The following is a 3,563-nucleotide window of genomic DNA, read 5'->3' on the forward strand; positions in this document are numbered from 1 at the left end:
GACGAACCGGCCACCGCCGACGGGCTGATCTTCCACGTCCCGTTGTGCTCGTCGATCACCTGCGTCACGATCCCGCTGACCGGGTCATAGGTGATCTGCGCCGCCGTCGCCCCCGACGGGCGCACGATCTTCGTCAACGGATGCGCCGCAGCAGCAGAGGCACCACGCAGACTCGCCACATCCGCCGCCGTCAGGGTGCGGTCGAACAACGCCACGTCGGAGATCGAACCGGTGAAGTAGTTCGCGAATCCATCGCTGGAGGTGCTCGACTGGTGCGACTGGTCAGGCCAGGCACCGCCGAGGAACCCGGCCCCGATGTACTCGTGGGTCGCGCTGTAGGCGTCGATCAACGTGATCAGGCCGGTACGCGATCCGACGACCTGGCCGTCCAGGTACAGGGTTTGCGTGTTGCCTGCCGCTGCGAGGACGAGGTGGTGCCAGGCGCCGTCGGTCACCGGGTTCGCCGAGACGATCCCCGCGTTGACGTTGTTGGTCCAGAACGCGGCGCGGAGTTTGCCGCTGCTGCCGATGTAGATCCCGGGCGTGTAGTTGCCGGCCGTGGTGCCGCCGGTGATCGGGTCTTTCTGGTAGCTGAACAGCACCGAATCGGGGGTGGTCGTCTTGAACCACATGCTGACCGACTGGTAGCTGGCCGCGCTGACCAGCTTGCCCGGCACCTCCACATACGACGACGTCCCGTTGAAGGTCGCGGCAGTGGCCGCCGATCCCGGCAGCGGACCAGGTTGACCGAGCTGCACGTTGCTGTACGTGGCGGCGTCGGTGCCGCCGTTGTCCAGCACATCACTGGCCGCCTTCACCGAACCCGCCGGCTCCGACAGCCGCCAATACGAGTGCGGGCCCGCATCGAGCAGCGCCGTCGGGTACTGCGATCCGGTGCCGTATTCGTAGACGGTGCAATGGGTGGCATCGGTCGGCGGGCACACCTTGGTCAGCTGATCGCCGCTGTACGCGTACACCCACGTCGCCACCGTGCTCGCATCCCCGGCGGTGGCCGGGTCGGTGTACACCGTCGCCACATGCGGCTTACTCGCACCCACAGGTGTCGACCACGTCAAGTGCAACGCCCGGCCGGACGCCGACGTGATCGTCTCCACCAGACCCGACGCGTTATAGGAGAACGTCAACGTACGCCCGGCCGCGTCCTTGATCGAGGTGATCGCGTAGACGGCGTCGGTGCCCGCCGTGCCCGCGACCTGCCGGGTGAACAGGTACGTCGTGCCGTCCTTGTCCACCAGGGAGTAGCCGCCGGTGACCGTGGTGAACACCGAATAGCGGCCCGGCGGCGGGTTGAAACTGCCGTCGGCGTTACGGCCGAACGCCACCTCCGTACCGGTCGGATACGTGATCACCGCCGTCTTACCACTCGTGCTGGCCATCCGCTCGGTGACATTCGCGTCGACCATCGACGACCAGCCCGCCCCGAACGCCAACCCCGTACGCGGATCCCGACTGTTGTACGACCGCTGCACAGCTAGGGCGGGGCCGACCGTGGCGACCTGGGCATCCATCGCCTCGGTCGTGTAGTTGCCCGCCGCCGGTTCGAACCCGCGCCCACCACCGTCCTGCGACAAGCCCGAGGTCACCAACGGCTGCGGCGGCGGCGTCGACAACGGGTAGTAATACGCGACGTTCAACGGGTCCGGGCTGGTCGCCCACCCGTCATACGACACGACCCACCAGTAGTAGGTCTTCGACCACTGCAACTTGCCGTCCGGAACCGTCCAGCTCGACGACGACGTCCACCCCGACGTGGCGACCAGCGCACCGGTCGAGTCGTTGACCTTGTAGTTGTACTGCACCGCCGGCTTCGGCCACACATCCGGATCGTGACCCTTGGCCAGCAACTCCGGCGTCAACGACGTCGCCTGATAATCACGCGGCGGATACTGCGAATCGATCTGCGGCGCCACATTCGGCGTGTAGGTCACCGACAGGTACGGCGCACACGTGTGGCCGTCACACACCGCCCCCGCCGGACCATTGCGCGACGTGAACCGCTTGAAATCAGTCGTCGCCGTCTGCGAGGCGGAGATGCCCAGACCGTTGTTGGTCAGCGTCCCGTTCAGCCAGCCGTCCAGGGTCGCCTTCGTCAGCGGCACGGTCACCCAGGAACCGACGGTCCGGTTGCTCGCGGTGTTGGCACAGGCCTCCGAGTAGTTCGTCGGGGTCGCGGTGCCGATCTGCGCGTCGAAGGTGGGACCGGTGTAGCTGACGCTGCCGTACCGGGCGGTGTCGACCTCCCAGGAGGTGCTGATCGGGTGCACCGTGAACGGCTGTGCCGAGCAGCTGCCCTGCCAGGAGAGGAACAGCTTGAGGCTCGCCGAGGTGATCCGCAGCCCGGCGAAGGTGGCGGCGAAGTCGGTGAAGTGCATCAGGGCCTTGCCGCGGTGGGCACCGGAGTCCCAGGTGCCGACGGCCAGGTCGTCCTCACCGGAGTGGTCGATGTCGTTCCCGTAGTAAACGTAGGTGTCGCCAGTGGTCGCGAACTCCGTCGTCGGGTCGATCGTGACCGGGTAGACCCGCTCGGGCGCGTTCAGCCACCGCTCGTCGACGCTGACCTTCAACCCGATCCCACCATCGGCTTCGACCAGCGAATAGGCGACCGCGTTGGACGTCGTGAACTCACCCGTCGACCGGTCGAACCTCGAGTCGTGCATCAACCCCGGCGGGATCCGGCCCTTCACCGTCCCCTTCGCATCCGCCAGCACCACACCACCACCGGCGTCCAACACCGGCACCAACCCGTCCAGCGCCAGCGGGAACACCCACTCCGTCCGCGTACCCCGCTCCCGCAGAACGATCGACTCCTTGACCCCACTCTCCCGCGACTCCAAAACCAGATCCGTACCCGGCAACACCCCCGGATACGTCACCGCGTACGCCCCCGACTGCGCCGCGACAGCAGCCGCACCCTGCAACGAGTAGCCGAACCCCAGACCGTCGAACGACGCCGACACCAACTTGCGATCATCAGCCCGCTTCGCGAACTGCAGACCGAGCCGATTGGCCCGCTGACTCAACCGATCCCCCGCCGGCGTCACCTGCGCATCGATCTTCTGCCAGGCACCCTTGCCGTCCTGATAGTTGACCGTGCCCTGCGACACCTCACGGGTATAACTGCCATCCGGGTTCGCGAACAGATCCGAGCCTGCGGTGGACCCGTCGGCCTTACGCGTGCTCTTACCCGGCGCGAAACCCTGAATGCCCGGCGTCGTCAGCCGCTGCGTCTTACCATCCTGCCGCTCCGCCACCGTCCTGTCCGGAGCCCGGCCCGCCCCACCAGCCGCCTTCGTCTCCGCGTACCCGACGTAATGACCCTTGCCCGCCGCAGAACCACTCACCTGCACCGGACCGATCGGCCGCCCACCCGCGAACGCCGACGGCGCCCCCAACCACGACCACAACCAACTCACCTTCAGGTCCACCGGACCGAACACCGTCACCGGCTGCGGAGTGGCTGTGACCAGCAACATCACAGCCGTGAGAAGGAACCCCGCGACAACGCGGCGGCGGCCAGGACGGTCCATCATGGACTCCTCTCG

Annotated in this window: 1 protein-coding gene; it reads right to left on the reverse strand. The window is 67.0% G+C overall.

Features of this window, described 5'->3' with window-relative positions; translation table 11 throughout:
* The coding region (locus AB0M47_RS42415) for a LamG-like jellyroll fold domain-containing protein (RefSeq protein ID WP_363424631.1) at positions 1 to 3,494 on the reverse strand (3,494 nt) is incomplete at its 3' end.
* Positions 3,495 to 3,563 lie beyond the last annotated feature (69 nt).

The sequence above is a fragment of the Hamadaea sp. NPDC051192 genome (assembly GCF_040682475.1).
GTDB classification, from domain to species: Bacteria; Actinomycetota; Actinomycetes; order Mycobacteriales; family Micromonosporaceae; genus Hamadaea; species Hamadaea flava.